We start from the raw sequence: 24,784 nt of genomic DNA on the forward strand, positions 1-24,784 counted from the left end.
AGCAGGATTTTCGATCAGTTTGACTGTTATTTTTGGCTAGAGGCAAAAATGATTGAAAACCTGATGTATTACAATAGGTTAGAGAGATCGTATAAAATGGGGATAGTAGGCAAAGTGATCGTTTTTACATTTGGAACAGTGGTTCTGAAAGTTGGATAACTTGCTGATTCTCCTTGGATTTTGAGTATTTTTTCGCTAGATTGATTCCAGGATAGTAATCAGGATAATAGTGATCAGAATGATTACTATATAACTGTTGTACAAACCCGCTGCGCGGGAGTGGTGCTACTTTTAAATTATAAGAGGCATTTTAGAAAATGCATAACCGGGTATTGCAAAATATATTTTCTGCGTACAGTGGTTATTTATCTAAAACTGCGCAGCCACTAAAAAATTTAAAGGCTATCTCCTCGATACAAGAATGCCGTACAAAATCGATGGGAAGCAGTTATTATCGTTGTAAGCACAACCATGTCACAGAACAGCATCATTCTTGTAGGCATAGAAGTTGCCCCCTCTGCTCAGGCAGAAAACAGCTCCAGTGGGTTGATCAGCAGCGTCGTAAATTATTTGATACAGAACATTTTCATGTGGTCTTTACTATACCTCATGAGTATCTGCCGTTATGGCAATACAACGAAGAGAAGCTTACAGATATACTCTTTTTGTCGAGCAAAGAAACCCTGTTTGAATTAATGGCGAGTAAAGACTATCACGGAGTAACTCCCGGGATGCTTATGGCTCTGCATACTTGGGGAAGACAGTTAACTTTACACCCTCATATACACTGCTTGATAACCGCTGGTGGTTTGACCTTAAGGGAAAAGTGGAAAGAAACAGGTGAGTATTTATTACCTGTTCGAGTGGTTAAGAGTCTTTATAGGGGGAAGTTTCAAGCGCTGTTACTAGAGCAGTATCGTGCTGGGTTAATCAAGCTCCCTCCCAGTTGGCCCATTGGCCAGTTTGATATTCTCTTTAAAGCTTGCTATCGCAAAGAATGGTCAGTTCGTATTCAGGATCGATATGAGCATGGACAAGGAGTGCTTCTGTATTTTTCACGATATATCAAAGGTGGCCCGCTGAAGCCAAAGCAGATATTAAACGTGGATCATAAGGGGTTGGAATTTCGTTATTTTGATCACCGTGACCAGCGACGCAAGCGACTAAGGTTAAAGCCTGAAGAGTTCTTAAGACGTGTCTTGCAGCACATACCTCCAATAGGAAAACACATGGTACGGAGTTATGGATTATATGCTGGGTGTAATAAGAAAAAGCACGATCTATGTAGTAATCAAGTGGGTTTAATGAAAGATCAACGACTCCCAGCTGGATTGCAAATCCAAGATCTGGTGGTAGAGTGTGGGCAGTGCCATGAATCTACAAAGTTGACTGGCAGAGTGTGGTCTAAGGCGAAAAAAGGAATTTCCTTTATAAAGGGGGCGGCTCGGCAAGATAGTGCCGGCGGGAATGTACAACATGGCGATGAACCAGACACTGCAGGAATGGGCCTCTTTAGTTCGGCCTAAATTCAATGCCAGGTCATTTTTTTTACCGCCTGCAGTGCAGGTTATCTAAGCGTTAAATTTCATAAGATCATGAGTCAAAAAGTAAAGATAGAGCACATACTAGAAAGAAAGCCAGTTGGCATATTCGTCCGTGTGCTCGATGACACCAAATTTGAACTCGGAGATAATCCCGCATTAGCTGGGTGCCCAATAAAGAAATCGGTGACACAACCTAGGGCTTTAAAAAATGATGGCAGTCCAGATTTGGATGTGTTTTGTTTTTACCTTGTAAATGGTAATGACAAAAGTAAATTTAAAGTCGGTGAGGTAGTTGAGCTTGTTCCGTGAAAAATTTAACAAGTGCCGGCACAATCGCGCACTACGTGCGCTGGACTCGCAACAAGTTGCTCGCCTGTGCGGCGGACGTTGTACAAACCCGCTGCGAGGGAGTGGTGCTACTTTTAAATTATAAGAGGCATTTTAGAAAATGCATAACCGGGTATTGCAAAATATATTTTCTGCGTACAGTGGTTATTTATCTAAAACTGCGCAGCCACTAAAAAATTTAAAGGCTATCTCCTCGATACAAGAATGCCGTACAAAATCGATGGGAAGCAGTTATTATCGTTGTAAGCACAACCATGTCACAGAACAGCATCATTCTTGTAGGCATAGAAGTTGCCCCCTCTGCTCAGGCAGAAAACAGCTCCAGTGGGTTGATCAGCAGCGTCGTAAATTATTTGATACAGAACATTTTCATGTGGTCTTTACTATACCTCATGAGTATCTGCCGTTATGGCAATACAACGAAGAGAAGCTTACAGATATACTCTTTTTGTCGAGCAAAGAAACCCTGTTTGAATTAATGGCGAGTAAAGACTATCACGGAGTAACTCCCGGGATGCTTATGGCTCTGCATACTTGGGGAAGACAGTTAACTTTACACCCTCATATACACTGCTTGATAACCGCTGGTGGTTTGACCTTAAGGGAAAAGTGGAAAGAAACAGGTGAGTATTTATTACCTGTTCGAGTGGTTAAGAGTCTTTATAGGGGGAAGTTTCAAGCGCTGTTACTAGAGCAGTATCGTGCTGGGTTAATCAAGCTCCCTCCCAGTTGGCCCATTGGCCAGTTTGATATTCTCTTTAAAGCTTGCTATCGCAAAGAATGGTCAGTTCGTATTCAGGATCGATATGAGCATGGACAAGGAGTGCTTCTGTATTTTTCACGATATATCAAAGGTGGCCCGCTGAAGCCAAAGCAGATATTAAACGTGGATCATAAGGGGTTGGAATTTCGTTATTTTGATCACCGTGACCAGCGACGCAAGCGACTAAGGTTAAAGCCTGAAGAGTTCTTAAGACGTGTCTTGCAGCACATACCTCCAATAGGAAAACACATGGTACGGAGTTATGGATTATATGCTGGGTGTAATAAGAAAAAGCACGATCTATGTAGTAATCAAGTGGGTTTAATGAAAGATCAACGACTCCCAGCTGGATTGCAAATCCAAGATCTGGTGGTAGAGTGTGGGCAGTGCCATGAATCTACAAAGTTGACTGGCAGAGTGTGGTCTAAGGCGAAAAAAGGAATTTCCTTTATAAAGGGGGCGGCTCGGCAAGATAGTGCCGGCGGGAATGTACAACATGGCGATGAACCAGACACTGCAGGAATGGGCCTCTTTAGTTCGGCCTAAATTCAATGCCAGGTCATTTTTTTTACCGCCTGCAGTGCAGGTTATCTAAGCGTTATTGGTCGCTCGCTCCAGTTTTGCGGGGGTTCAATAAAGAATAGCAGGTAATTATTAGGTTGCTGTATAAAAAAACAGTATTGGCGGGAAAGCCCATAGCCAACGGTTCGACCTTCATGTAAGCTTCGAAGCTTCAGCGACGCTCGCATAACGAAGTTAATGCGGACGGCGCAGCCGCTTCGAAGCAAGGCCGCGAACCTAGTGCTGCTAGTTTCTCTCTCCGAATCGTGGTCAGGGCTGTCCCATATAAATCGGTGTAAAAACGAACAAAATAGACCTAGAATAGCTATCTTTTTTGATAAATAGAGTGTTTTTCAGACAAAATGGATAGCGTAAGCCTTTTACATCACTTTGACGACATGGAAGATCCTCGAGTTGATCGGCACAAGCTGCACGCCCTGCCCGATATTTTACTTATCATGTTTTGCGGTGTTATTTGTGGTGCTGAAAGCTGTAGAGATTTTGTCGATTTCGCAGAATCTAAAATAGATTACCTAAAACGATTCACCCCGCTAAATAGCGGAATACCCTCAAAAAACACTTTTAGCCGTGTTATTTCAAGCTTAGACCCCGAACAATTTAAGCGCTGCTTTCTGCAGTGGGTCCAAGGTATTCAGCAAGAACTCGGTAACGTAATTGCGATCGATGGCAAGGCGCTAAGGCGCAGCTTCGATCAGGCCAGCAAGCGATCTCCTATACATATGGTGAGTGCTTTTGCGTCCGAGGCGCGACTTGTCCTTGCTCAGCAAAAAGTAGAAGAAAAGTCGAATGAGATTACGGCCATACCGAAGTTACTGGAGGTTCTTGATCTTAATGGTGCGATTATTACGCTTGACGCCATGGGCTGCCAGAAAACGATCACCCAGAAAATTATCGAACGAGGCGGCGATTATGTGATTGCTGTGAAGGGCAATCAGGACAAACTGCACCAGCAAATTACCACGCATTTTAATAATTTGTTCGATATGCAGTACCACAAGGATGTCGATACTGATTGTGTGGAAGAGGTGAGCCGAGGCCGAATAGAATCCAGAAAATGTCTCTCTACTAACAGTATTGATTGGCTCGGAGGTAAAGAGCAATGGCACGGTCTAAGAAGTGTTATCGCAGTCCAGGCGAAGCGAACTGTAGATGGGCGAACTAGTTGCGAAACGCGCTACTATATCAGTAGTTTAGAGCCGTGCTCAGCAGAACTTAATCATATTATTCGCTCTCACTGGGGTGTTGAAAACTCGTTACACTGGATTTTAGATGTGGTTTTTCGTGAGGATGATAGTCGCTTCAGATCAGGAAATGCACCAGAAAACATGGCGATCTTGAGGCATTCGGCACTCAATCAGTTGCAAGCGGCAAAGCCCAGCTTTAAAAAAGACATGAGCATTAAAAGGCTTCGGAAAAAGGCTGGCTGGGATAATGAAACCTTGGACAAGATAATTACAGCCACCATTTAGACTGATTTATATGGGACAGCCCTGGAATCGTGGTAGACAATAAAAGAAAGATATTTGTAGTGGATTTGTACACAGTGCCACGAGCAACAAATAACAACCCGATTATGCGGAAACCTAAAAGTTGTCATTCCCTTTGCTTGCACAAAGGCACTGCCAACTTTCTTAACGGTTCCGCATATCTATTTTCGTTAAATACAGGGAATTAAATGAAGAAAGGAAACAAGACTACAGGAATACAATTGCTGATCTTATTGGGCTTGTTTGTTGCTTCTATCGTTTGGTGGAGGCTTTGGTTTTACCAAGGCTTTGTTGGTCCCATTCCTTTCTTACATTGGTTTATCCACGTGGATGGTGAGGCCTCGTATGACTTAACCTATTGTGAAATGTTTATTCAACTCATACTGGTTTGGTTATCATCTAATGTGTTTTACTATGTTAAAAAACGTTATGGTAAAAGCATTTAACCAGCTCAGGCACGCGACCCACTTTTCGTTCCGCCTTTCGGCTCCACAAAAAGCGCTCGCATGCTAAAGACGTTAGGTTTAAGACTTACCCACGTTTAGTAGACACCCTGTATAGTTAGGTTTAGGCCTAACACGGAGGTGTATCATGGGTAAGAAAAGAACTCAGGCGTATACGGAGGAGTTCCGCAGAGAAGCAGTTAAGAGAGCGGAAAAGCCTGGAGCAACAACGGCTTCTGTGGCGCGAGAGCTAGGCGTCAGCGCACAGCAGATCTACAACTGGCGTCGTCAATTTAATCGACTGTCTGATAAGCAGTTCAATAGTTTAGACGGTGTCGACTATTCCAAACAGGAAAGCGCTGAAGTTCGCAAACTCAAGAAGGAGCTGCATGAAGCTCGTCAGGAGGTTGAGTTTCTAAAAAAGGCAGCTGCGTACTTTGCGAACCACCAAGAGTAAAGTACGCATTGATACAAGAGCATGTAGGGTCATTCCCGGTTAGCTTGATGTGTCGGTGTTTAGAAGTCTCAAGATCGGGTTATTATCGATGGCGGGGGCGATTGCCATCTGCTCGCACGATTAGAGAGATACGAACAATCGAGAAAATCCGAGAGACGTTTGCTGAGTTTAAAGGTCGTTATGGCGCGCCTAGAATTGCTTGCGAGCTTCAAGGGTTAGGTGAGCCATGCTCGCGGAACTACGTCGCTAAGCTTATGCAACAGGAACATATTAAAGCGAGAAACGGCAAAGGCTTTCGATATAGTCAGCCCGTGGAGGGGAGCATTAACGTCTCCGCCAACTTACTTAAGCGTTGCTTTGATGTGGATCGACCAAATTGCCGCTGGACCAGTGACATTACGTATATCTGGGTTCTGGATAGGTGGCTATACCTCGCGGTAGTTATGGATCTGTACTCTCGACGTATTGTAGGTTGGGCATTCGACTCGCAGATGACCGATGAATTGACACGTCGAGCATTGAAAATGGCCCTAGAGCGACGACCAATAAAGCCTGGACTGCTAGTTCACTCTGACAGGGGTGTGCAATATCGATCGCAGAAATACCAGGATCTCTTGTCCGAAAGCAAGTGCAAGCCGAGTATGAGTCGCCAGGCTAACTGTTGGGATAATGCGGCAATGGAATCATTCTTTAGCAGGCTAAAAGTCGAGCTGGTCTATGCCGGAACATTCGAAAGCGAAGAGCAAGCAAAATCTGAGGTGTTTGAATACATTGAGATTTTCTACAATAGGGTTCGTAGGCACTCTGCATTGGGCTATGTAAGTCCAGCAGAGTATGAGCGAGAATACGCATAGTTAGAGTGTCTACTTTTTGTGGGCAAGACCAGTGTCAATGAGTAGGAAATATGATTGATGTCATTGATGGGTTTAAAACAGGTGGTTGCGGTAAAATTTTTATCAGACACTTACTTAAGCTTATTTTTACATTGTGTGCCTCAATAGTTCTTGTAGGATTGATTCGCTTCTTACTTGGGAAAGATGAGATAATACCTCTTGGTGCTGAATTCATAGGCGTTTTAATAGCTTTGGTATTAGTGCACTTAGTTGATTTCATGCGTGCGGTAATTAAAAATGGCGAGCATTCTGATATACCTCCAACCACATAACCAGGCCAAGCAGGCTCGCCCAGCCCCTGTGGGGCTAGGCTGGACAGCCTACGCAGCGCGCTTCGCACGCAAACGCTCCGGCTGCCCCTGTTGGCAACGTTATATTTATTTATGACCAAAGTGCCAAGTGTTGGAATATTAGTCTTTGCTGACAACGGAAGTTGTTCAATGTATCTCGTTGAGCATTTTTTAGGAGATTTAAATTATCTTGAGATTGCCGAAGGTGTATTTAAAAAAGATTGCATACCAGAAAATGTAAAAATATTTGTCGAAGGAAAACCATGTGACTACGTAGGTAACCCATTGAGTTGGCATATTTGCTCAAATCGGCTTGCAAAGCATTTGGAGACTCATGCGTCCGCTTGTGTGCGTTTAATCGATATACCTTTGTACTACAAAAGTGGTGCTAGAATTGACGGCTACAGTTTGGCAATACCAACAAAAAATGTCGATTGCTTAAATTACGATAAATCGGAATTCCTCGATGGACAGGGTGGCCCTACATGTATGGAGCCAGTAATTAAGCGATCGTCGGTGAAAGATTTGCCGCCGCTATTTCTAGTAGAAGGTTGTCCCTGGACTGTCCTTTTTAGTCAAGGGCTAATCGCTTCATTGGTTGGCAAGGGGTTTACTGGTATTGGGTTTTTAGAGTGTGAAGTATCATAAATATAACAATGCAATCGTAGGGACTTTTGTTGCTACGCTCCGTTTTGGGGTGGCTTCGCCACTGTACCCCAAAACTCAACTACACAACAAAAGCCCCACATAGCGGCGTTATGATTAAGAAAGTTTCTAGATTCACGCTCTTAACTTACTTGGATTTCGGGGGCTGATTGATTACATTTTTATACGTTGTCCTAATTATCATACTGGCTGTCGGTCTTGAGATGGTCTATGAAAAAACCAGTGGAGTTGATCGAATATATAAAGCAGATGATACAATGGAGGCTATGGCTAATAGCGGTATTAAAACTTCTCTCAGGCTAATTGGCTTTGGTTTGTTATCCATTATGATTGTTGTTGGTCTTACCCAAAGGTTTAACTAAGTGCAAAACATAACAAATACAAGCAGGTTGCTGCGGGTCTTTGACCCTTCGCGGGACGGCCTACGCTACGCTCCAGTCGTCCCTGTTGTAGTCGTTAGAAGGCTTTGAGAATGTCGAGAAAACTCAAAATCACGATCGTTATAGCGTGCGTAGTGGCAGCACTACTTACTGCCACATACTGGTTCCTGATTAAAGCGCTAGAACCTAAAATACCTGAACCAAAATCTGATGTACCCATAACGTATAAAATTGGGTGGTGGGGCTACCAAGACGACCTAGTAATCGACGTATTAGAAACCAAAGAAATATACTCCAACTTGTACTTATTTAATTCCAAGGCTGTTATCGAGTACAGATTGAGAGGAACTATCAAAAACAAACCAATGTGGAAACCTTATATAAAATCAGTATTCCTTAGTGAGCGCTGGCTTGGTAATCCTGAAAGCTTCAAAGGAAATACTGGGGAAGTTATTTTGACTCCTGTTGTAGGCGTGAAGGAAGATCAAGCGTATAGGGGAGAAAGAGTTTCTTTCGATCTTAAAGTACAAGACTATTTACAGGCCGGAGGATGGGGTACAAATACTTATCTGGTAAAAGCACAAGACAAGGAACAAAAAATTGTACTCCAGCAGCGTAAGTAGCCTTCTAACCAGGTCAAGCAACAGGACCCGCGCAAGCGCGGGCTTCTGTTGGCGGCGTTAGTTGCTCTTAATGAAGATAATGAAACATAAATGCCCACACTGTAATAAAAAGGTGATTTCGAATTGGGATAAATTCAATTCCAGCGCGTTGCACCCCGCCATTTGTCCAAATTGTGGTGGTTACTCTAAGCAGCACTACGCTGGTACAGCACTTGAGAGCTTACTGGTAACTTTTGGTGTTCCCGTAGTCTTGCTATGGTCTCTCCTCGCTAAAACCTGGTGGCCAGTCTTTGCCTCTGTGTTGATTGTTATATCTAGCGGTATTCTTAAATTCTTATACGTCCCGATGGTTGCGGTTGACCTACAGGCAGCCAAAAACTATCACTGGTTTGCTTTTGGGTGCTTAGTTATAGTTCTAGCCTGGGTCTCCTATGAGGCACTTGGAAGTTAAGCAACTAACAAATCAATTAACTACGCGCCTTCGGCGCCCGACAGCTTACGAAACCTTCCCCCATTGAGTAGACGCCTATCTTTTAAATAGGATAGGAAAAAATGCCGAAAATACTGAGTGAAGAGCGGGTTGTTGAATATTCAACAGAGTTCAAAGTTAGAGTGGTAGCTCTCACTAATCAACTGAAAGTAGATACGACTACTATCGCCAACATTATTGGTTTGCATCCAGTAATGGTGTATAGATGGCGACAGGAAAGTAGAGAAGGCAAGCTGGTCGAGAAGCCCAGTCGTAGAATAAGTATGACAAAAGCAACGAAAAATCGGTCTCAAACCGATGATAAAGAGATAAGACGTCTAAAAAAGAAAGTCGAGAAATTGCAAAAGGAGAATGATTTCCTAAAAAAGTGGGAAATGTACCTGAAAGATCCAAAGCCGAAAGATTCTCATTCATAGCTCTTAATCGATCAGACTTTGGTGTCAGGTACTTATGTAGATACTTGAATGTTTCACCCCAAGGGTTTTATAAATGGCTCAATCGAGATGAGAGCACTCGTGACATAGAGAATAGGCGAATTCTAAGGCGTATCGAAGCTATCTATACACAGCATGATGGTAATTATGGAAGTCCAAGAATTAGCGCAGAGCTGAAAGCTAATGGTGAACGAATAAATCACAAGCGCGTTGAGCGCCTTATGAGAGAGGCTGGAATCGTGGGGAAAGCTGGAAGGATCTATCGTCGGCGCCCTTTGCCTGGAAATCCTTGCATTAAGTTTGAAAATATACAAAGAGAGCATGGTATGCTGAGTAAACCAGACTCTCAATGGGCTGGTGATGTAACCTATCTGAAGATCAATGGGCAATGGCAATATTTAGCTGTGATTATTGATCTTTACCCCCGGAAAGTGTTGGGTTGGGAGCTGTCGGATACTCGAACCGTTGAGCTAACACTGTCAGCGCTAAATAAAGCTGTCCGTCGCAGAAATATAGAATCAGATCTAATATTTCACAGCGACCGAGGTTCTGAGTACGGTGCTTATGCATACCAAAACCGACTCACAGAATTGGGTATTGAGCCGAGCATGAATCGTCCAGGGTTTGTGAATGATAATGTGTATGTAGAATCATTTTTTCAAACACTGAAAACTGAGAGTTTTAAAGGATTTAATTTTGAGTCCGTTGAGGAGCTAAGAACCAACTTAGCTTGGTATCTTGATAGGTACTATAACGTTAAAAGAAGACATGGTTCACTTGGGTTCAAAAGCCGAGATGAATATGAAAGAATGGCCGCATAAGATGAATATAAGGTGGCGTCTACTTTAAGGGGGGAGGCTTCCTGGACTCGCTCTGCTACGCGCCGCTCGCCCATTCGCAAGGCGTTATTGTGGCGGTCATTTTTTAGGTAGTTTGAGGTTGCTGCAAGCACCAATCTCTTCCTGATCACATTTTTCCAGAGAGTTTTCCTGCAAGTTGGCACCGCAGTTCCGTTCAAGTGCCTTCGTTTAAAGCCAACAAGTTATGCAAATTAACTGCAGCATTGTGGAGTGCCAGTCAGTTAGTTAACCGTTGGGGAAAGTATGGTATTTTTCCCAGTAAATTTATCGGGCAGTGGCCAGCCAAAGGTGGCTGGCAGAGAGCAAGTAGGTCGTTCAGTTATAACCTTGCCAGGCAAGATCGCCCAGCCGGTGGCTGGGCTGGACAGCCTACGCTTCGCTTCGGCTGCCCTTGCTGGCAACGTTCAGGCTGTAGAAAAACTCTTAAAAGATAGTATTTTTTGATAAAATGGGATCTCGTTATTGAGATCCTCAACATGCCCAACTTTAAGCACTATGATTACAACCAAGATGCCATGGTTGTAATTAACTTCGAAGAGCAGTTACAGCCTCAAACTTTTGAGTTTACTCTCCACCATCTGATCAATGATCACATAGATCTATCTGCCTTTAATGATAAGTATCAAAATGATGGTGGTGGCCGCTCAGCTTATGATCCCGCGATTATTCTGAAGATCGTTTTATTTGCTTACTCCAAAGGCATCACCTCTAGCCGTGAGATTCAGTGGCAGTGTGAACACAGCATCATTTTTAAGGCGCTCTCATGTGATAGCACTCCACACTTCACCAGTATCGCGAACTTCGTTAGTAGCTATCCTGATGCAATTGAGTCTGTATTTGAACAGGTCTTGATGGTGTGTAGTGAACAGGGGCTTCTTGGCAATGAGCTCTTTGCGATAGATGGCTGTAAAATGTCATCAAATGCTAGCAAAGCGCATTCTGGCACTTTTAAAGAGCTTAAAAAGAAGCGGGAGAAAATTCGTAAGAAGATCAAATCCTGTCTCAGTGAACACAAAAGGCTTGATGGAAGAAAACCTCAAGAAAGGGAGCGAAAACAGGCTGTTGCTAAGGCTGCTGACACATTACGAAAGCACTTTGAAAAAATTGATCAGTTCCTAAAGAGTCATCCCCAAGGATGGGGCAAGGCAAAAGACCGAAAGAAGTAAAGAGCAATATCACAGATAATGAATCAGCGAAGATGACTACTAGCAAGGGGACTATTCAAGGTTATACCGGTATTGCGGCAGTGGATAAGAAACATCAAATAGTCGTTGAAGCACAAGCTTTTGGTGAGGGGCAAGAGCACCATACCTTGAAGCCTATTTTGAATGGTATTAGTACACGCTATAAAAATACCGAGATTGATGAAGATATCTTAGACAAAGATGTCATTATCACTGCTGATACTGGGTTTTCAAATGAGTCTAATTATAAGTACTTGAGAGATAATGGAATCAATGCCTACATTCCTGACAATAAATTCAGGTCAAGAGATAGCAGCTTCTCTGAGCAAAAAGAGAAATATGGTAAACGTAATCAAGGAAAAAAGGTTGGAGTTCCCCAGATAATACCGGCCAAAGATTTTACCTTTAATAAAAGAAAGAAAACCTGCATTTGCCCAGCGGGTAAAGAGATGTCTCTTCAAAGAGAGGAATATGTTAGCGAGGGTAAAAGAAAGCTCTTTTTTGAGGGGCGTTTAACGGATTGCAGAAATTGTGACCTGAAACATCAATGCATGCGAAGCCCAGATTCAGCAGATACGAGAAAGGGACATGGTCGGCAGGTATCACTAACTTGGACAAACGGGCGTACTGCTACCGATTGGATGAAAAAGCGAATTGATAGCATAAAAGGTAAAACCATTTATGCGCACCGTATGTCGGTTGTTGAGCCTGTGTTTGGGAACATTGGTACCAATAAAGGGTTGAATCGGTTCTCCTTGCGAGGGAAGAGCAAGGTTCAAGGCCAATGGCAGATGTTTTGCTTAGTACATAACATTGAAAAGTTGATGAGATATGGCAATATCCACTGATTGAGGGTGTAATATGGACTTAAGAAGCCAAAATTCTATGTAGTGATATAATTCTAGTTCTTCAGAAGAAATCTCTAGAATTTTAGATGGGCGATGATTGATTGGATAGGGGTTTTGGTCAATCTGTTTTTCTACACCCTCGTTATAAGGCTTAGGGAATGAGATCTACAGCCAGATCTTGGCTTATCGAAGAAAAAATCGGTTTAATTTCGGAGCACGAACTAGTCGGGTTAGCTGATAGATATATAGCTGACCATGATGACTTCCCCGATTGGATGATTGATATATCAACTGGTTCATCTCTTGAATTTCAGGATCAGCTAGATTTGGTTGTTTATCCAATAAATGTTAATGATTGCAAAATAATAGCTAGGCGAATGTTAGACCTTCTTGCTTCAAATGACATCTCATTGAAGGATTTAGGTAGGGCTTGTGAGAAAATGTATCTGTCTGTTGAATGGGGTTCAGAACCGTTCAACCATTTTATTTGGGTTAGCGATGAAATTAACCTTAATGAACAGGGCTACAAGGCAACGGCCAATATTGATCAAGCTATTAAGGATGCTTTGTGCAAAATCACAGCCTTATAACAAGACAATCAACTACGCGCATTCTGCGCCGGAAGCAGCTAAGCTGCTCCGGTTATTGAGGCGTGTGTGCCAGGCATGGCATTTAACTAGAGAGGTGGAAGTCCTCTTACCAGGTATTCGTGGAGCCGAAGGTTAGCGAAAGGGCAAGGTCAATATCGCGAGGTATTGGCTGGAGGAAGCCCAACGCAAATTCACGGGGTGATGAACAAGAACTGGATATGAGGTGTGACGCAGGTGGAGCCAGTGGGCACGTGACCATAAAGCTCTCCATCCACAACTGGCCTGCGTTTTATAAATCCAGCATCTACGTGAAGAAAGTTAAATGTCTTACCCTGGGAGGTCTATGGGTTGTTAATGGAATAACTGAAAACTGAGAGATTGGTTTTGACCGGCCTATAGAAGTCAGCAGAAGGCATAGTAGGTAGATTTCGTGTTACTGAAGGCCTGAACAATTCTGGACAGTATTATTAACGCAGAGCTTGATGACTGCATCTGACAAGTAACTTAGTTACCAGAGAAAAAAAATTTTTTTCTGGGTGAACATCAAACTGGAAACTTAATCATACATTGTCCAATTTCTCATCTCTTTTAATGCAGCGAATTCTAGATAGGAATAATCTGTTTCGAGCATTACAACAAGTCTCTCGTAACCAGGGTGCACCAGGCCTCGATGGTATGACGGTAAAACAGTTGCCGGAACATCTTAAGCAGACTTGGATTGCTACCCGACAAAAGGTGCTAAGTAGTAGCTATCGTCCTCAACCGGTGAAACGCGTCTTTATACCAAAAGGCAATGGAGGCCTGCGTCCATTGGGTATACCCACTGTGCAAGATAGGTTGATCCAACAAGCTATCGCACAGATACTCAGTGAGCAATGGGAGCCGAAGTTTCATGCTCTTAGTTTTGGTTTTAGACCAAATCGATCGGCACACCAGGTGATTAGACAGGTCCAAAACTTTGTCCGGCAAGGAAAGCGCTGGACGATCGATATGGACTTGAAATCCTTCTTTGATGAAGTGAATCATGACAAACTCATGCTAACACTGAAGCAAAGCGGAATACCGGCTGATGTGCTGGGGTTGATAAACCGATACCTAAAAGCGCCAACGGTAGTCGATGGCAAGGTAATAGCTACAACAAAAGGCGTACCGCAAGGTGGGCCGTTATCTCCGCTTCTAGCGAATATTGTGCTTAATGAACTGGACTGGGAGCTGCACAAGCGGCAACTCAGTTTTGTACGATATGCCGATGATTTTCAAATACTGGTGGGAAGTCATCGGTCTGCAGCGCGGATAAAAGTAAGCCTTACGCACTTCATCAAATGTAAGCTGAAGCTCACAGTAAATACTGAGAAGAGTGCAGAGGATCACTTCTGGAAGCGGAGCTTTCTAGGATTTAGATTGCTGAAGAAGGATGCCCGGATAAAGGTATCAGAATCATCGATTAATAAATTGAAGGCAAAGATCAGAATGATCACCCGCCGAACACGAGGCCGTAAGTTTACTCAGATCATAGAAGAGTTAAAGAAGGCCCTGCTTGGTTGGAAAGCGTACTTTGACATCAGTGAAGTACTGAGCCCTCTGAAAGATCTGGACAAGTGGATAAGGCGGAAGTTGCGATGTTATTTATGGAAGCAATGGGGACGTAGTGGTTACCGCAGATTAAGAAGGCTGGGCGTTGATCGTTTTTTAGCGTGGAACACGGCCAAATCAGCGCATGGACCATGGAGGCTAAGCAAAAGTCCTGCCCTTTACAGAGCATTGCCAAATAGATACTTTAGGAACTTGGGGCTGCAGGAATTGGCAGATAGGAAGGGGAATAGAATTGAACCGCCATGGTACGTGACCCGTATGCCTGGTGGTGTGGGAGGAGGGGCATCGTGAGGTGCCTCCCTATCCCGATTAACTGTATTAGCGAATCTGGAATGTTTTTCAAAAAGAAAGAATCTACTGATACCAAATCTAGCGGCAATAAGGCCGTGTTTTGGGGGGCAAGTGATCGAATGGTTTGCTGCAAAGGAATAGATTGTAGTCAAAATGAGTTCAACGTAACTTCTCACCCCAAACTATGTGAAGGTGGTTATGTTTGTACTCTTGAAATAACTGTCCCAAGCGAAGTTCAAGGTATCTTTGTTCATGTGTTCTACTCAGGCCACTGGTCATTTGCGGTAAGCCCTTCAAGTGAAAATTCAGATGATATGCCAGAGTGGCGGATTGATAGAGACTGGGGAACAATAAACCCTCACTCAGAAACCCTCACGATTTACTGTCCAAAAAGTGCACGACTTGAAGTGATAGACCGGATCGAGGGGGATAGTTAAATCGGGTAGCCGGTAGTTTCTAGCTACCGGCCCCCACACCACCCATCGTGCGGGTCCGCAATGGGCGGTTCCCTATCCGTAATGAATCTCTACCCAACGATCTCGCAATGAAATCAACCCCATCTCTTCGAAGAACCCATTATTGAGCGCAATATGAATACCCTCAGTTTTTGCGCTTCGCCAGTAACTTTTACCGGACGAGCCGCAGGTAACTGCCAGCGACTCACTCACACCCATACGCAGTAAATTTCGAACTTTCGTTCTCACTCTGCGCCAATTCTTCCAATAGCTCATTCTTAATCGCCGACGTATCCAGCAGTCTAGATCTATACATTTTTGATAGCCTTGTGCTATACCAAAATAATTAATCCAGCCACGGAGGAATACGGTAAGCTCTTTCATTTTCTTCTCCATCGAAATACCACGAGATCGCCCTGTAATCTGGCGGACGCAGTATTTAAATTGGCGCAGTGACTTATCATGCCAGACAAGCTTTGCCCCCCGAAAAGAGAAGCCTAGGAACTTACAACGGCTGACAGGAACCACTTGGCTTTTAGTATCGTTAACTTTGAGCTTAAGCTTGCGCTCAACAAAGCGCTTAATACTCGCCATAACCCGTTCACCCGCGCGTTTAGAGGAAACTACAATCACAAAATCATCCGCATAGCGGACAAAAAGGTGTTGGCGTTTTTCCAGCTCTTTGTCGAGCAGGTCGAGTACAATATTGGACAGCAGCGGCGATAAAGGGCCACCTTGTGGCACCCCCTCATGACAGGCTTTCCAGCATCCATCTTCTACACTTCCTGTACGCATGTAGCTTGCGATCAGTTTGAGTAAGCGCTTATCGCTGATTCTTTGGCCAAGTAAACTCATGAGGAAATCATGATTTACCCGGTCGAAGAATTTAGATAAATCGACATCCACTGCTATTCGTTTCCCTCCCTCGATATACTTTCGCAGCTTTTTCACCGCATGATGCTGCGATCGCTTTGGGCGGAACCCATAGCTGAACTCCGAAAAGGTTTTATCGAAACTGGGACCGATGATTTGGGCGATAGCCTGCTGAATAACACGATCAAAGATCGTAGGTATCCCGAGCCCACGCTGGCCCCCATCTGGCTTGCGAATGTAGACGCGCCTGACGGGAAGCGGCTGGTAATGACCCTGTCGAATAGTCTCGATGAGGTCGTCGCCAACTGCCTTGAAGTGCTGCACAAAATTATCGACAGTAATCCCGTCAATGCCTGCGGCACCTTTGTTGCTTCGCACGTGTTTCCATGCAGCATTAAGATTTTCTTTGCTGAGGATGGCTTCAAGCAGATTTTCATTTGAGTTGAGTGTCATGGCAGTGCGCTACGTCAATTTTATATCCGGCTGGCAACACATCGGTAGGCTAGCCCTGTCTTTTAACTCGTGGATTTTGGGTTCAGGCCTTCACCGTATCCAAGGTATTAATCTTGGCATTAGGCTACTATGCCGTCGGCTGACTTCTGTTCAATCACCTTGGCCATTACTGGCCGAGGCGCTGCTGTGTTCCACCAATTTTGTTTACCCCCGCGATGGTGGCTAGCGGGCTGGGCCTACTTATGAGTCAGCGGCCACGCTGACAGCTTTACAGCAGCAGGTTGAACAGATCTCCCCAGATAAGAACGTGAACTTTCACTACACAACAGCATCATTTACTCTACCCGTTAGATCACATGGCTTCGGTGTTCTTGGCCACCTCGCCTCCAGGCTAAGCCTTATATGATGTTTCTGTCCGTCAGCTCGTAGTTTTGCTAGCGGCTTCCTCCCCACAAGACCTCACGGTGTTGCAGTTGCCATTCGCTAGTAGTTAGCATTTAATGGAATCCATTAAACGGTGATCCTCCTACAGGGGACTTTCACCCCATTAGTTCACGCCCATGCTGGGCGTACCAAGTAAAGGCACCCGACGTCAAAACCGCCGCTTCGCTTTGGTTTTGCCGCAGGTGCTTTAAGCGTTATGTTCTAGGAGAGTTATGGCTTCTTTACAAGGTATATTAAATACTGACTTCTCTTATCCTGGGATACAAATCAAGGTTGAGCTGATTGTCCTGAAAGAATACTTGTCCCATATGGAGGTTGGTGTAGAAGCTGCTTGTGATAATTACGTTGCATTAGAAGAGGACAAAGCTAAAGGGCAGGAATATGAAGAGTATTCATATATCTACCGTATCGCTGAAGAGGAGATACCACGTATCATTCGAATGCCCTTGTTGGTCAGTATTTACACCTTATTCGAAAACTCAGTAACGCAGCTTCTTAAATATGCTCAAGAGAAAGAAGAGAAGGCGCTGGGATTAAAGGATATAAACGCTAAATCTCTACCTTCAAAATTTAACAAGTATATGGAGCATGTGCTTGGTTATGATTTCAAATTTTCTGAAAGTACAATGAGTTCACTTTCAGAAATTATCAAGCTTAGAAATTGTATAGCCCATGCAAATGGAAATTTGGATGCTCTTGATAAAAGTAAATTTAGTGCTATCAAGAAAATCGAAGATAATGGAGCAGCTATAACCACTTCAATGAGTCAACTAGATATATCTCACAATTATCTCTGCCAAAGCATGGAAATTATTGACTCCTCTCTGAGATCGCTAATGAGGCATATGGAAGAAAGGTATGGTTTTAACTAAGAACATAACAAGTTGCTCAAGTACACTCCGGCCGCAAAAAGCGTGGCCTCCGCGGGACAGCCTACACTGCGTTTCGGCTGCCCCTTAGCAAGGCGTTCAGGCTGTAGAAAAACTCTTAAAAAGTAGCTTTTTTGTTAAAATGGAGGTCTTGATGTCGAGATTATCCATATGCCCAATTTCAAACGTTACGATTACAACCAAGATGCAATGGTCGTCATCAATTTCGAAGAACAACTACAACCTGAAACCTTTGAGTTTACACTTCATCATTTGATTGATGACCATATCGACCTCTCTGTCTTCCATAAAAAATATCAAAATGATAGCGGCGGGCGAACCGCTTATGATCCAGCTATCCTCCTGAAAATCACATTGTTTGCTTACTCAAAAGGCATTACCTCAAGCCGTGAAATTCAATGGCAATGTGAGAATAATATCCTCTTCAAAGCACTGTCATGCGATACCGTTCCGCATTTTACTAGTATTGCAAATTTCGTAAGCAGTTATCCTGATGCGATTGAGTCGGTGTTTGAGCAAGTGTTACTGGTCTGCGATCAGCAGGGGCTGCTTGGCAACGAACTTTTCGCAATAGATGGATGCAAGATGCCATCCAATGCCAGCAAAGAACATTCGGGGACTTTTAGAGAGCTAGAACAGAAGCAGGAAAAAATTCGCAAGAAGATCAAAGATTGCCTCAAAGAGCACAAGAGGCTGGATGGCAGGAAACCTAAAGAAAAAGAGCGAAAGCAAGCGGTAGCTAAAGCGGCGGATACGCTGCAGAAACACTTTGATAAAATTGATCAGTTCTTAAAAAATCACTCCCCCAGGATGGGGCAAGGTAAAAAACCTAAAGAAGTGAAAAGTAATATCACGGACAATGAATCAGCTAAGATGACTACCAGCAAGGGAACCATTCAGGGCTATAACGGTGTTGCCGCAGTTGATAGGAAGCATCAGATAGTTGTTGAGGCCCAGGCCTTTGGAGAGGGTCAGGAGCATCATACATTGAAACCTATTCTTGATGGCATCAGTTGCCATTATCAGAATATAGGAATAGATGAAGACATCTTGGCCAAACAGGTCATCATTACTGCTGATACTGGATTCTCCAACGACGCTAACTACAACTACCTGCGAGAGAACGGCATCAATGCCTACATACCTGATAATAAATTCCGTTCACGAGATAAAGCTTTTACAACGCAAAAAACCAAGTATGGCAAGCGCAATCAAAAAGGTAGGGCTAATGTCCAGAAGACTACCCCAGCTAGTGAATTTACATTCAACAAGAAAAAGAAAACCTGTATTTGTCCTGCAGGAAAATCCATGCTTTTGTTAAAAGAAGAGCATGTCAGTGAAGGTAAGAAAAAACTATTGTTCGAAGGGCGCCTCACTGACTGCAGGAAATGCAGCCTTAAAAAACAGTGCATGCGAAACCCAGATTCTGCTGACTCTCGAAAAGGACATGGAAGGCAAGTATCCCTAACTTGGACAAACGGACGGACAGCCACTGACTGGATGAAAAAGCGGGTTGATAGTATCGAAGGCAAGACCATTTATGGGCATCGAATGTCTGTTGTTGAGCCTGTGTTTGGGAACATTGGTACCAACAAGCGATTAAATCGCTTCTCGCTACGAGGAAAAAGTAAGGTTCAGGGACAATGGCAGATGTTCTGCTTGGTACATAACATTGAAAAGTTGATGAGATGTGGCAGTATTCACTGATTGAGGATGAATTAAGGGCGTCAAGACGCCTAAATTTAATACAATGAAAGAAATTTGGTGGTATAGCTAAATTTAGCTCGAAATTTAAATTAGAGGAGCCTGTGGAGTGACAGCTTTTTCTAAAACTGTTTTTCTACAGTCTCGTTATGTTTAAACTCAATAAATAAGGAAAAATTATGAGGCCAATTAAAACTATACTTCTTCTAAACCTACTGCTTATTTCGGCAACTTTATTCGCCGAAATTACAATAACAGAAGAAAAGATCAAAGGTATTAGCAAAGAGTTTGCTAAAGCAATGCAAAATAATGATCTCTCGGCTATTGATAAATACATGCACCCAAACACTAAAATAATAATTGATATGGATCCTGCAAGTAATCGGGGAGAGAAAGAAATTTCATATGATGATTATATGAACCTTACAAAGGTGAGTATGCAAATGATGCAAGATGTTGAGATTCATGATGAGTTAATTTCAATATCAATCAATAAAGAAAGTAACCAAGGAACAATCGAAGAAAAAACAACGGTTGTTGCAAGTATGATGGGTATGAAAATTGAAGATATTTCAATTAATAAAACTACCTATGGAATTATTGATGGTCAAATCAAGGTTCTCGTCTCTCAAGGTCAACTAATTAGCTCAGCTCCAATAAAGTAACCATACAAGGCCAGGCACGATCACAAATGCAAGCATTTGCTGGACCTTCGCCGCTTTGCGGCTACGGCCCGTGCTGGCGGCGTTAGCTTCCTATAGCTTCGAGATAGAAATGGAATTTGTAGATACATTTGAGTACCACCGATCTACACCGGAGATATGTTTCGATACATACGTACGTAGCCGCCGGATAGAACTCGGGGAAAGCCTGCAATCGAAAACCAAGATTTATCTAGATATAAAATACTGGATATATTTTCGCGATGTATTGCTTGGAAGGAAAACAGAAGGGCCGCTCTACGACGCATACCATATTCTAGACTCGCTGTGTGAATCAGGTGAGGTAGTTTGTCCGATAAGTGAGGACATTTTCTATGAAATACTAAAGCAGAATGATCACCAGACTCTTGCTTCTTCAATAGAACTGATGGATCGATTCTCGAAAGGTATATGCATTGCTTCTCAGAGCGAAAGGATTCAAGCTGAAATTCTGTATTTCTACTACCGTTATACGAAGCAAGAGCGAGAGCTATACAGCCCCGATGTATTGGTATGGACAAAAATCAACGACCCCATCATGTGTGGGTTCCCCTCGGGTATTGGCTTTAACGAGAAAGAAAGCTTGGTAATCAAGAAAGCATTTTTTGATCAAATGTGGTTTTCATCCTTATCAGAGGTATGCAATGTGATTGGTCTGGATAGTCTTGTGCAGCTTCCAAAAATGTCAGATTTTTCTCATCTACTAAATACCGATAATTTAGAACGACGCGAATCTTTCTCGAGTTTTAAACAAGTATTTCTTGATGAAATATATATAGCTGTTCAAGAAATGTCTGAACCACTAAAAGATGGTATGGAATACATGTATCGAAAGGAAACTGGTAGATCCCTTACTGATGAAGAGCGAGCTGAGCAGCGCGATGACAAAACTCTTACGAATGTAGTATGTAACTTGTTTCGCTTGGGAAAAGCAGGCGATAACTTCCCTACGTTAAAGGTAGGTGCAGGTGTACATGCCGCAGTTAGGGTTGATAAGAAGCGCACATTTGAAGCTAATGACTATTATGACTTTCGTCATGCGCAAGCTGCAGTCCCTTATTGCGACTATCTATTTACAGAGAAAAATCTTCGCCATTTACTGAGAACCAATAGTCTCTCATACGATGTCGAATATGAGTGCAATGTAATATCTAAGCCTAAAGAAGTTCTTGATGCGCTCTCAAAAATTCGAAGCTAACAAGGCGATGAATTTCGTTACGGCCCTACGGGCCTCCACCGGAAACCTTCCCCCATTGAGTAGACGCCTACCTTTTGAATAGGGTAGGAAAAAATGCCGAAAATACTGAGTGAAGAGCGAGTTGTTGAATATTCAACAGAATTCAAAGTTAGAGTGGTAGCTCTCACTAATCAACTGAAAGTAGATACGACTACTATCGCCAACATTATTGGTTTGCATCCAGTAATGGTGTATAGATGGCGACAGGAAAGTAGAGAAGGCAAGCTGGTCGAGAAGCCCAGTCGTAGAATAAGTATGACAAAAACAACGAAAAATCGGTCTCAAACCGATGATAAAGAGATAAGACGTCTAAAAAAGCAGGTCGAGAAATTGCAAAAGGAGAATGATTTCCTAAAAAAGTGGGAAATGTACCTGAAAGATCCAAAGCTGAAAGATTCTCGTTCATAGCTCTTAATCGATCAGACTTTGGTGTCAGGTACTTATGTAGATACTTGAATGTTTCACCCCAAGGGTTTTATAAGTGGCTCAATCGAGATGAGAGCACTCGTGACATAGAGAATAGGCGAATTCTAGGGTGTATCGAAGCTATCTATACACAGCATGATGGTAATTATGGAAGTCCAAGAATTAGCGCAGAGCTGAAAGCTAATGGTGAACGAATAAATCACAAACGCGTTGAACGCCTTATGAGAGAGGCTGGAATCGTGGGGAAAGCTGGAAGGATCTATCGTCGACGCCCTTTGCCTGGAAATCCTTATATTAAGGTTGAAAACCTACAAAGAGAGCATGGTATGCCGAGTAAACCAGACTCTCAATGGGCTGGTGATGTAACCTATCTGAAGATCAATGGACAATGGCAATATTTAGCTGTGATTATTGATCTTTACTCCCGGAAAGTGTTGGGTTGGGAGTTGTCGGATACTCGAACTGTTGAGCTAACACTGTCAGCGCTAAATAAAGCTGTTCGTCGCAGAAATATAGAATCAGATCTAATATTTCACAGTTACCGAGGTTCTGAGTACGGTGCTTATGCATACCAAAGTCGACTCAAAGAACTGGGTATTGAGCCGAGCATGAACCGTCCAGGATTTATGAATGATAATGTGTATGTAGAATCATTTTTTCAAACACTGAAAACTGAGAGTTTCAAAGGATTTAATTTTGAATCCGTTGAGGAACTAAGAGCTAACTTAGCTTGGTATCTTGATAGGTACTATAACTTTAAAAGAAGACATGGTTCACTTGGGTTCAAAAGCCCAGATGAATATGAAAGAATGGCCGCATAAGATGAATATAAGGTGGCGTCTACTTTAAGGGGGGAGGCTTCCCGGACTGGCCGCGCTGCGCGCACCCAGCCGATTATCGCGGCGTTAGAAGTAAGAGAGTAAAAGTGCGACGAAAGGAATTCAAAAGCATCGTGAGAGGTTTTGCTAAACGCTTAGCAAGTCGCAACAATGATTATGAAGGTTATTGGTCACTAGGCCAGCTTTTAACCATTGCTCAGCTGTAGTAGTTCAGACTTGATCTGACAGTTACCGGTTTTTCAGGAGGTGCTCTGTCAGGTCAAATTCAGTTTACGAGCTTTTCCTTCCAGATGCTTTTTCCATCTTCAAGAGTGGCTAACGGTGTTCGACCGCAACACTTCTTACCCTGATGGGTTCTCTCATTATTGTAATATGTGAGCCACTCGTCCAGATCCTTTTGTAACTCTTCTATTGATCCATAGATCTTGCGGCGTAATGAAGGTTGGTAGAACTCTTGTAGAATAGTTTTATGGAAGCGCTCACAGATCCCGTTAGTTTGTGGATGTCTGGCTTTTGTCTTGGTGTGTTCTATTTCGTTCACACTTAGATATAACTGGTAGTCGTGCTGTTCCAATTTGCCACAATACTCTGTACCGCGATCAGTTAGGATACGCAGCACCGGTAGATCATGTAAGGCATAAAACGGTAGTACACGGTCATTCAGGAGGTCTGCCGCAGTGATTGGCGTTTTGGTGGTGTACAGCTTGCAATGAGCCACCTTCGCATAGGTATCGATATAGGTTTGTTGGTAGACACGTCCGACGCCCTTAAAGGTTCCTACATAGAAGGTATCCTGCGAGCCCAGATAACCAGGGTGTTGAGTATCAATTTCACCACAGGCTTCATCATCATGCCGTTTTCTCTCCAAAGCCTGAACCTGTGACTCCGTGAGGATCAGTCCCTCCTCAGCGACCTTGGCCTCAAGTGCCTTTAATCGCAATTTGAAGTTAGCTAGGTCATGCCGTAACCAGATACTCCGAACGCCACTAGGGGACACAAATACACCGCGTTTACGCAGTTCATTGGAAACTCGAACCTGCCCATGGGCAGGCTCTTGGAGGGCATAAGTTAACACTGCCTCTTCAATGACTGTGTCAACACGGTTCTTGTGGTTGGGTACACGCCGGTTCTTCTCAAGAAGGGCGTCCACGCCACCACTTGAAACGGCTTCCTTGTACCGATAGAAAGTGTCTCTCGATACACCCAGCATCTTACATGCTTTGGAGATATTTCCGAGTTCTTCTGCCAGATTTAGCAATCCGGTCTTGTGTTTGATGATGCGATCATTAGTATGGATCATGGGGTTTATCCTTGGTTTTGCTTTTAGGTTTAGGCACCTTCATCAAAACCGGTAAACCCCTCTTTTTCAAGAGGATGTGTCAGATTTGGTCTGAACTAATACAGCTCAGCAAATGGAAGTAGACAAATTGTCCCTCCGAGCGTCACATGATGCAGTCGAATGTAATAATTCCAATTTGGCTCCGTTCGTTCAAACCTATTGGGCGTACTTATCTGAAATGGTAAAACGCATGGGTGGCAATACTAGTTGGCTTCAAAGCGTTACTATCGAGTTCACCTTTGCCACTGACCCAAAACGATCTTATAGCTTTTGGGGGCAGCAGTTGATGCAGTGCAGTATTTCTGCAAAGCTAACATCCGATTTAGGCAAGCAGTTTACGGCATCTTCAGTAAGTTATTGCGTCCCTCATAATCCGAACAAGGAGCAGAGACGTGCAAACTTCTAACAAGTTTATCAACCATCGCCCCAGCAAAAAGCCGCTGGGGCTGGACCTCTGTTCCGGCGCTTCGCGCCTACACTGCGGCCGGTTATAAAAGCGTTATGTGTAAACCAGTATGAAATTAATTTTTTCCCTCATAGCCCTCGTTTCGATGATATCGACATCTTTCTTCTTAGGTATGAAGTGGGAAAAGTATCGAATTTTGGAGTCGAACAGCTTGGAGCTCCAGGCTCCGTTCGTACTTCAGTCAGATAAAG

General features: G+C 43.4%; 24 protein-coding genes and 1 pseudogene. 23 read left to right on the top strand and 2 right to left on the bottom strand.

Annotated features, from left to right (window positions below; translation table 11 throughout):
• Positions 1-317 precede the first annotated feature (317 nt).
• The 17 genes and pseudogenes from ACJJI8_RS15570 to ACJJI8_RS15650 all read left to right on the top strand — a co-directional run bounded on the left by ACJJI8_RS15570 (position 318) and on the right by ACJJI8_RS15650 (position 15,203).
• A complete protein-coding gene (locus tag ACJJI8_RS15570; protein ID WP_444932871.1) occupies positions 318-1,526 on the top strand; it encodes an IS91 family transposase in 1,209 nt (402 codons plus the stop codon).
• Positions 1,527-1,595: 69 nt separating this feature from the next.
• Complete coding sequence (locus ACJJI8_RS15575) at positions 1,596-1,853, top strand: hypothetical protein (RefSeq protein ID WP_413662941.1); 258 nt, start codon at positions 1,596-1,598, stop codon at positions 1,851-1,853.
• A 139-nt stretch (positions 1,854-1,992) separates the two neighbouring features.
• On the top strand, positions 1,993-3,201 hold the full coding sequence (locus ACJJI8_RS15580; RefSeq protein ID WP_444932871.1) for an IS91 family transposase: 1,209 nt from the start codon (positions 1,993-1,995) through the stop codon (positions 3,199-3,201).
• A 377-nt stretch (positions 3,202-3,578) separates the two neighbouring features.
• Positions 3,579-4,706, top strand: coding sequence for an ISAs1 family transposase (locus ACJJI8_RS15585; RefSeq protein WP_444932648.1), 1,128 nt, complete (start codon positions 3,579-3,581; stop codon positions 4,704-4,706).
• A 206-nt stretch (positions 4,707-4,912) separates the two neighbouring features.
• Positions 4,913-5,170, top strand: coding sequence for a hypothetical protein (locus tag ACJJI8_RS15590; protein WP_444898103.1), 258 nt, complete (start codon positions 4,913-4,915; stop codon positions 5,168-5,170).
• A gap of 145 nt (positions 5,171-5,315) precedes the next feature.
• Positions 5,316-5,624 carry a transposase gene (locus ACJJI8_RS15595; protein ID WP_444895975.1) on the top strand — a complete coding sequence of 103 codons (309 nt, stop codon included), beginning with the start codon at positions 5,316-5,318 and terminating at the stop codon, positions 5,622-5,624.
• Between the two features lie 8 nt (positions 5,625-5,632).
• Entirely contained in the window at positions 5,633-6,478 is an 846-nt protein-coding gene (locus ACJJI8_RS15600) for an IS3 family transposase (protein WP_444932928.1), read from the top strand.
• A 50-nt stretch (positions 6,479-6,528) separates the two neighbouring features.
• Positions 6,529-6,789 (top strand): hypothetical protein, encoded by a 261-nt coding sequence (locus ACJJI8_RS15605; RefSeq protein WP_444932929.1) that lies wholly within the window; start codon positions 6,529-6,531, stop codon positions 6,787-6,789.
• A 111-nt stretch (positions 6,790-6,900) separates the two neighbouring features.
• Entirely contained in the window at positions 6,901-7,455 is a 555-nt protein-coding gene (locus ACJJI8_RS15610; RefSeq protein ID WP_444932930.1) for a hypothetical protein, read from the top strand.
• A gap of 490 nt (positions 7,456-7,945) precedes the next feature.
• Complete coding sequence (locus ACJJI8_RS15615; protein WP_444932931.1) at positions 7,946-8,476, top strand: hypothetical protein; 531 nt, start codon at positions 7,946-7,948, stop codon at positions 8,474-8,476.
• Positions 8,477-9,028: 552 nt separating this feature from the next.
• Complete coding sequence (locus tag ACJJI8_RS15620; protein ID WP_413662302.1) at positions 9,029-9,382, top strand: transposase; 354 nt, start codon at positions 9,029-9,031, stop codon at positions 9,380-9,382.
• A complete protein-coding gene (locus ACJJI8_RS15625) occupies positions 9,334-10,221 on the top strand; it encodes an IS3 family transposase (RefSeq protein WP_444932932.1) in 888 nt (295 codons plus the stop codon). Before ACJJI8_RS15620 ends, ACJJI8_RS15625 begins: the two co-directional genes overlap by 49 nt.
• Before the next feature lie 282 nt (positions 10,222-10,503).
• A complete protein-coding gene (locus ACJJI8_RS15630; RefSeq protein ID WP_444932933.1) occupies positions 10,504-10,704 on the top strand; it encodes a hypothetical protein in 201 nt (66 codons plus the stop codon).
• Positions 10,705-10,736: 32 nt separating this feature from the next.
• A pseudogene (locus ACJJI8_RS15635) lies at positions 10,737-12,292 on the top strand (IS1182 family transposase).
• Positions 12,293-12,450: 158 nt separating this feature from the next.
• Positions 12,451-12,882, top strand: a complete 432-nt coding sequence (locus ACJJI8_RS15640; RefSeq protein WP_444932934.1) for a hypothetical protein — start codon at positions 12,451-12,453, stop codon at positions 12,880-12,882.
• A 591-nt stretch (positions 12,883-13,473) separates the two neighbouring features.
• Complete coding sequence (gene ltrA, locus ACJJI8_RS15645; protein WP_444935172.1) at positions 13,474-14,766, top strand: group II intron reverse transcriptase/maturase; 1,293 nt, start codon at positions 13,474-13,476, stop codon at positions 14,764-14,766.
• A 41-nt stretch (positions 14,767-14,807) separates the two neighbouring features.
• Positions 14,808-15,203 carry a hypothetical protein gene (locus ACJJI8_RS15650; RefSeq protein WP_444932935.1) on the top strand — a complete coding sequence of 132 codons (396 nt, stop codon included), beginning with the start codon at positions 14,808-14,810 and terminating at the stop codon, positions 15,201-15,203.
• 72 nt (positions 15,204-15,275) lie between these two features.
• Here the strand turns inward: ACJJI8_RS15650 and ltrA (ACJJI8_RS15655) are convergent, their stop codons facing one another.
• Positions 15,276-16,547, bottom strand: coding sequence for a group II intron reverse transcriptase/maturase (ltrA, locus tag ACJJI8_RS15655; protein ID WP_444932936.1), 1,272 nt, complete (start codon positions 16,545-16,547; stop codon positions 15,276-15,278).
• Between the two features lie 656 nt (positions 16,548-17,203).
• Between ltrA (ACJJI8_RS15655) and ACJJI8_RS15660 the strand changes: the two genes are divergently transcribed.
• The 6 genes from ACJJI8_RS15660 (at position 17,204) to ACJJI8_RS15685 (ending at position 22,770) form a co-directional block, all read left to right on the top strand.
• Positions 17,204-17,863, top strand: a complete 660-nt coding sequence (locus ACJJI8_RS15660; protein WP_444932937.1) for a hypothetical protein — start codon at positions 17,204-17,206, stop codon at positions 17,861-17,863.
• A gap of 168 nt (positions 17,864-18,031) precedes the next feature.
• A complete protein-coding gene (locus ACJJI8_RS15665; protein ID WP_444932938.1) occupies positions 18,032-19,588 on the top strand; it encodes a transposase in 1,557 nt (518 codons plus the stop codon).
• Between the two features lie 176 nt (positions 19,589-19,764).
• Complete coding sequence (locus ACJJI8_RS15670) at positions 19,765-20,250, top strand: hypothetical protein (protein WP_444932939.1); 486 nt, start codon at positions 19,765-19,767, stop codon at positions 20,248-20,250.
• A gap of 109 nt (positions 20,251-20,359) precedes the next feature.
• On the top strand, positions 20,360-21,484 hold the full coding sequence (locus ACJJI8_RS15675) for a hypothetical protein (RefSeq protein WP_444932940.1): 1,125 nt from the start codon (positions 20,360-20,362) through the stop codon (positions 21,482-21,484).
• 93 nt (positions 21,485-21,577) lie between these two features.
• A complete protein-coding gene (locus tag ACJJI8_RS15680) occupies positions 21,578-21,931 on the top strand; it encodes a transposase (protein WP_413662312.1) in 354 nt (117 codons plus the stop codon).
• Complete coding sequence (locus ACJJI8_RS15685; RefSeq protein WP_444932941.1) at positions 21,883-22,770, top strand: IS3 family transposase; 888 nt, start codon at positions 21,883-21,885, stop codon at positions 22,768-22,770. The genes ACJJI8_RS15680 and ACJJI8_RS15685 overlap by 49 nt, the downstream gene beginning before the upstream one ends.
• Positions 22,771-23,053: 283 nt before the next feature.
• Here the strand turns inward: ACJJI8_RS15685 and ACJJI8_RS15690 are convergent, their stop codons facing one another.
• A complete protein-coding gene (locus ACJJI8_RS15690) occupies positions 23,054-24,088 on the bottom strand; it encodes an IS481 family transposase (protein WP_444932638.1) in 1,035 nt (344 codons plus the stop codon).
• Positions 24,089-24,784: the final 696 nt, after the last annotated feature.

This window comes from Microbulbifer maximicatervae (SeqCode), from assembly GCF_052467695.1.

Bases quoted from the DNA above. Each gene is read 5' to 3' on its own strand.
- ACJJI8_RS15620 (WP_413662302.1), top strand. From the start codon at position 9,029: ATGCCGAAAATACTGAGTGAAGAGCGGGTTGTTGAATATTCAACAGAG.
- ltrA (WP_444932936.1), bottom strand. From the start codon at position 16,547: ATGACACTCAACTCAAATGAAAATCTGCTTGAAGCCATCCTCAGCAAA.
- ACJJI8_RS15650 (WP_444932935.1), top strand. From the start codon at position 14,808: ATGTTTTTCAAAAAGAAAGAATCTACTGATACCAAATCTAGCGGCAAT.
- ACJJI8_RS15580 (WP_444932871.1), top strand. From the start codon at position 1,993: ATGCATAACCGGGTATTGCAAAATATATTTTCTGCGTACAGTGGTTAT.
- ltrA (WP_444935172.1), top strand. From the start codon at position 13,474: ATGCAGCGAATTCTAGATAGGAATAATCTGTTTCGAGCATTACAACAA.
- ACJJI8_RS15660 (WP_444932937.1), top strand. From the start codon at position 17,204: ATGGCTTCTTTACAAGGTATATTAAATACTGACTTCTCTTATCCTGGG.
- ACJJI8_RS15570 (WP_444932871.1), top strand. From the start codon at position 318: ATGCATAACCGGGTATTGCAAAATATATTTTCTGCGTACAGTGGTTAT.
- ACJJI8_RS15615 (WP_444932931.1), top strand. From the start codon at position 7,946: ATGTCGAGAAAACTCAAAATCACGATCGTTATAGCGTGCGTAGTGGCA.
- ACJJI8_RS15630 (WP_444932933.1), top strand. From the start codon at position 10,504: ATGGTATTTTTCCCAGTAAATTTATCGGGCAGTGGCCAGCCAAAGGTG.
- ACJJI8_RS15640 (WP_444932934.1), top strand. From the start codon at position 12,451: ATGAGATCTACAGCCAGATCTTGGCTTATCGAAGAAAAAATCGGTTTA.
- ACJJI8_RS15605 (WP_444932929.1), top strand. From the start codon at position 6,529: ATGATTGATGTCATTGATGGGTTTAAAACAGGTGGTTGCGGTAAAATT.
- ACJJI8_RS15665 (WP_444932938.1), top strand. From the start codon at position 18,032: ATGCCCAATTTCAAACGTTACGATTACAACCAAGATGCAATGGTCGTC.
- ACJJI8_RS15680 (WP_413662312.1), top strand. From the start codon at position 21,578: ATGCCGAAAATACTGAGTGAAGAGCGAGTTGTTGAATATTCAACAGAA.
- ACJJI8_RS15575 (WP_413662941.1), top strand. From the start codon at position 1,596: ATGAGTCAAAAAGTAAAGATAGAGCACATACTAGAAAGAAAGCCAGTT.
- ACJJI8_RS15590 (WP_444898103.1), top strand. From the start codon at position 4,913: ATGAAGAAAGGAAACAAGACTACAGGAATACAATTGCTGATCTTATTG.
- ACJJI8_RS15690 (WP_444932638.1), bottom strand. From the start codon at position 24,088: ATGATCCATACTAATGATCGCATCATCAAACACAAGACCGGATTGCTA.
- ACJJI8_RS15610 (WP_444932930.1), top strand. From the start codon at position 6,901: ATGACCAAAGTGCCAAGTGTTGGAATATTAGTCTTTGCTGACAACGGA.
- ACJJI8_RS15595 (WP_444895975.1), top strand. From the start codon at position 5,316: ATGGGTAAGAAAAGAACTCAGGCGTATACGGAGGAGTTCCGCAGAGAA.
- ACJJI8_RS15675 (WP_444932940.1), top strand. From the start codon at position 20,360: ATGGAATTTGTAGATACATTTGAGTACCACCGATCTACACCGGAGATA.
- ACJJI8_RS15670 (WP_444932939.1), top strand. From the start codon at position 19,765: ATGAGGCCAATTAAAACTATACTTCTTCTAAACCTACTGCTTATTTCG.
- ACJJI8_RS15585 (WP_444932648.1), top strand. From the start codon at position 3,579: ATGGATAGCGTAAGCCTTTTACATCACTTTGACGACATGGAAGATCCT.